This window comes from Thermoanaerobaculia bacterium, assembly GCA_035260525.1.
In the GTDB taxonomy this organism is placed as follows: domain Bacteria; phylum Acidobacteriota; class Thermoanaerobaculia; order UBA5066; family DATFVB01; genus DATFVB01.
The window spans coordinates 1-4,109 of sequence record DATFVB010000367.1 but is presented as its reverse complement, the minus strand read 5'-3'; the positions used below and the strand labels follow the sequence as shown (position 1 = coordinate 4,109).

Sequence of the window (4,109 nt, the reverse complement as noted above, 5' to 3'; positions counted from 1 at the left end):
TCGCGCACGTCGGGCAGATCGCAATGCTGCGAAGACTCGCGGGCGCGCCGGTGCGCGGCGAGAACTATTTCAAGGCGTCGATCGAGGCGGGCCGCGTCGGCCCGGAGCAGCTCGAGCCGGGTTTCGAGTTTGACTGAGACCCCGCGGGTCACGGTCGAGCCGGGGAGCTGGGCGGTCGCCCGGCTCGCTCCCGATTCCCCGGTTCCGCGGTGGGCGTCGAGCGACGTGTTCTCCTCGATCACTCGCACGGGGGAAGAGCTTTCGATCGTCTGCCCGGAGTCGGCGGTTCCGGAAGGCGTACGGGTGGAGCGGGGCTGGACGATGTTGAAGCTCGCCGGCCCGTTTCCCTTCACCGCGACGGGAGTCCTCGAGTCGGTGCTCGCGCCGCTCGCGGTCGCGAAGATCTCCGTCTTCGCCGTCAGCACGTTCGACACCGACTACGTGCTCGTCCCGAAGTCGGCGCTTTCTCTCGCGATCGACGCGATCGAAGCCGCGCGGATCGGCCCCGTCACTCCCTGAGATCGACGACGTACAAGTCCGAAGACGACGCGCTGCTGTAGCCGAAGGCATACCCCCGGCCGTCGGGGGTGAGGAGAGGATTCCGGATGCTGATCACCGTCGGGATCGACGCCGGGAAGAGGTTCTCGAACGGCGTGCGGGCGCCGGTCGAAACGTCGATCTTCACGATGCGCGCGGGGATGCTCCCGCTCTCGAAGGCATAGATCGAGCGCCCGTCGGGCGTCCATTCGACAGGGTCGAGCTGCTTCGTGCCCGGGATCGGCCGCGCCGGTCCCCCGTCGAACGGAAGGAGATAGAGGTCCTCCTGCCAGTCGCGGAACGCGACCGCGACGCGGCCGTCGGGCGAGATCGGTTTGCCGGAGGTCCCGAAACCCTGCGCGTTGAAGACGCGCGGCGTCCCCCCGGGGATCTCCTGCACGTACCACCGGGGGGAGTTCGCCGCCGGCGCACCGACAACGAGAAGCCGTTTCCCGTCGGGAAAGAATGCTCCGGCGCCGATCTTTTCGATCTCGCCGCGTGGGAGGGGGATCGGCGTCCCGGCGCCGGTCGGGACGAGGGCGAGCCCGGGCGATCCCTCGAGGCGGGCGAGGACCCACTGGCCGTCCGGGGAGAGCTCGAACGCCATGCCGTCTCCGAGCTTGACCGCCGGCGAGCCGTCGGTCTTCCGGAGGAAGAAGCTTCCGGCCCTCCCTCCCGCCGCGGCCCTTTCCGTGAAGAGGACGGTCGAGCCGTCGGCGCTCATATCCACGAGATCCGACAGGTCGAACCACGTGAGGTCCCTCTCGACGGTCGCTCCCGGCGGACGCGCGATGATTCCGCGGCGCGGGTGGTACCGCTCGAGCAGGACCCGCCCGTCCTTCGCGACGTCGTGCACGATCGCTCCGTCCGGGATCGAGAAGACGGCGGCCGCCCGTCCGCGGAGATCCGTGCGATAGACCGTGCTGTCGCCGTGCACGCCCGACGCCGCGAACCAGATCGCGTCGCCGGACGGGTCCCAGGCGACCGAGCTGACGCCCTGCCATTCTCCCGGAAGCCGCGTGACCGCTCCCTTCCGATCGGTGAACCCGATCGTGGTCCCGCGGGGTTCCTGCTCGACGAACGCGATGCGGTTCCCGCGGGGCGAGAACCTCGGCGAGTCGAGGTGGACGCTCGAGACGAGGACGTTGCCGACCGGGTATTCGAGGCGGCTGCGGCCGCCGAGCTGGCGCACGATCGCGAGGTCCTTGCCGTCCGGCGCCCAGTCGGCGGCGTCGACGAACTCGAGCATCGGACGCGGCTCCCCGCCGCCGAGCGGCGCGCGCGCGAGCGTTCCGACCCCCTGCGTTCCCGAAAGCGCCTGGTCACGCAGAGAGAGGGCGAGCTCTCCCGTCGATGAGAGCGCGGCGAGGTTCGCCTTCGCGTATCCGAGCGGCGTCGACTCCGGATTCCCGATCCGGGTCGAGAAGAGAGCGACCGGCGCACCCTCCCACGACGCGCCGTACACCACCGTTTCGCCGTCGGGCGCGAAGCGCGCGATCCCGATGTTGCCGCGGCGGAAGGTCACTCTCACGAAGGAAGGCACGGCCGCCGCCCGCGGCTTCCAGAGCCAGTGGCCCGCCGCGAGGCCGGCCGCCAGCGCCGCGAGCGCGAGCGCGGGCGCGGCGACGCGACGCGCCGCATCCCGGAACGGTCCGGGCCGCGCGGCGACCGAAGCCGAAGACGCCGCCGTCATCGATTCGAGCTCGTAGGCGAGGTCGCTCGCCGACTGGAATCGCTGGGGCGGGCTCTTCTCGAGGCAGCGCCGCACGAGGCGCTCGAGCGCCGGCGGGACGCTGCGGTTCGTCTCCGAACGCTCGGGCGGGTCCTCCTTCAGGATCGCCGACATCGTATCCGCCGCGGTCTCGCCCCGGAACGCGCGGCGCCCGGAGAGCATCTCGTACAGGATCGCGCCGAACGCGAAGATGTCGGTGCGGTGGTCGGCGGGCTTGCCGCGAACCTGTTCCGGGGCCATGTACCCGAGCGTCCCGAGCACGACGCCCGGCTCGGTCGCCGCTTCGATCGTCGGGGCTGCGGTGTCGGCGCCGCCGGGATCGGCGGGGAGGAGCTTCGCGAGGCCGAAGTCGAGGATCTTGAGCCTTCCGTCGACGGTGAGGAAGATGTTCTCGGGCTTCAGGTCCCGGTGGACGATCCCTTTCTCGTGCGCCGCGGCGAGGCCGCGGGCGATCGGCACGGCGAGATCGATCGCGCGGCGGACGGAAAGGGGAGCGCCTCCGAGGCGGCTCCGGAGCGTCTCCCCCTCGAGGAGCTCGGTCACCGCGTAGACGGTTTCCCCCTCGCGGCCGAAATCGTGGATCGCGAGGATGATCGGATGCGACAGCGCCGCGACGGCGCGCGCCTCCCGCTCGAACCGGGCCACGGCGGCGGCATCCCTCGCGAAACGATCGGCCAGGACTTTGACCGCGACTTCTCGCGCGAGCTTCGCGTCCCGCGCGCGATAGACCTCGCCCATTCCTCCCGCGCCGAGGGGAGCGACGATCTCGTAGGGGCCGAGGCGGTCGCCGAGGGCGAGCGTCAAACGTTCCTTTCGAGGCGGAGGTTTCCGCCGGGTTCCGTGGCGCGAATTCTACCGCCGGTGACGGGTGATTCCGGGTTACTCTCCGGCCGATGCCCCTGGAGCTCTCGATCGCCTGGCGCTATCTGGCCGCATCGCGCAAGCGCGCTCACGTCGCGCTCGTCTCGGCGATCGCGCTCGGCGGCCTCGCCGTCGGGGTCGCCGCCCTGATCCTCTCGATCGCCCTCCTGACCGGCTTTCAGGACCGCATCCGGGAGCGTCTCTCCCGCGACACGCCGCACCTCCTCGTCACGCCCGCGCAGGGCGCCTTCCTTGCGCGCTCGGCGGCCCTCGCCGCGGTGATCGCGCGCGATCCGGAGGTCGTCGACGTCTCGGCCTTCGTCGACGGGCGCGGCTGGATCACCGACCCGCGCGCGCGGACGGCGCTTCCGGTCCGGTTTCGCTCGGATGCGGAAGTCCCCACCGGCGAGGCGCGGGTGTCGGCGGCCGTCGCCGGTCAGATCGGCGTCGGACGCGGGGGAGACGTGCGTCTCGTCGGGAACCGGTCGGAGCTCTCGCCGCTCGGAGCGGTGCCGGTCGCGCTCCCGCTCCGGGTTGCGTCGGTCTCGACGGCGCCGCCGTCGGCGTCCGCCGCCGAGGTCACCCTGTCGCCGGCCGACGCGCGGACGCTCGCGGGAGGCGCGGACGTAGTGTCGGGCCTGGCCGTGCGGCTCCGTTCCGCCGCGCGGGCCGAAGCGGTCCGCGCGGCGGTCGCGCCGCGGCTCGGCGAAGGCGTGCGGGTCCGTACCTGGGCCGAGACGAATCTCGGCCTGACCTTCGCGCTCCGCCTCGAGAAGGTCCTGATCTTCGTGACGGTCTTCCTCATCGTGGTGGTGGCGTCGTTGAACGTCGTCTCCGATCTCGCGCTCCTCGTGGTGGAGAAGCGGCGGGACCTCGGCGTGCTTTCGACCCTCGGCGCCTCGGGAGGATCCCTCTCGCGGATCTACTGGTGGCTGGGCGCGTCGATCGGCGCGGCGGGCACGCTCGCCGGCGCGGCGGC

The 4,109-nt window shown here is 71.7% G+C and carries 3 protein-coding genes; 2 read left to right on the top strand and 1 reads right to left on the bottom strand.

Features of this window, described 5'->3' with window-relative positions:
• The first annotated feature begins 129 nt into the window (after positions 1-129).
• Positions 130-519 (top strand): ACT domain-containing protein, encoded by a 390-nt coding sequence (locus tag VKH46_17370; protein HKB72604.1) that lies wholly within the window; start codon positions 130-132, stop codon positions 517-519.
• Here the strand turns inward: VKH46_17370 and VKH46_17365 are convergent.
• Positions 509-3,073 carry a protein kinase gene (locus tag VKH46_17365; protein ID HKB72603.1) on the bottom strand — a complete coding sequence of 855 codons (2,565 nt, stop codon included), beginning with the start codon at positions 3,071-3,073 and terminating at the stop codon, positions 509-511. The two genes, VKH46_17370 and VKH46_17365, sit on opposite strands and share 11 nt — an antisense overlap.
• 89 nt (positions 3,074-3,162) lie before the next feature.
• On the opposite strand from VKH46_17365, the gene VKH46_17360 reads away from it, so the two are divergent.
• On the top strand, positions 3,163-4,109 hold a 947-nt coding region (locus VKH46_17360; protein ID HKB72602.1), incomplete at its 3' end, for an ABC transporter permease.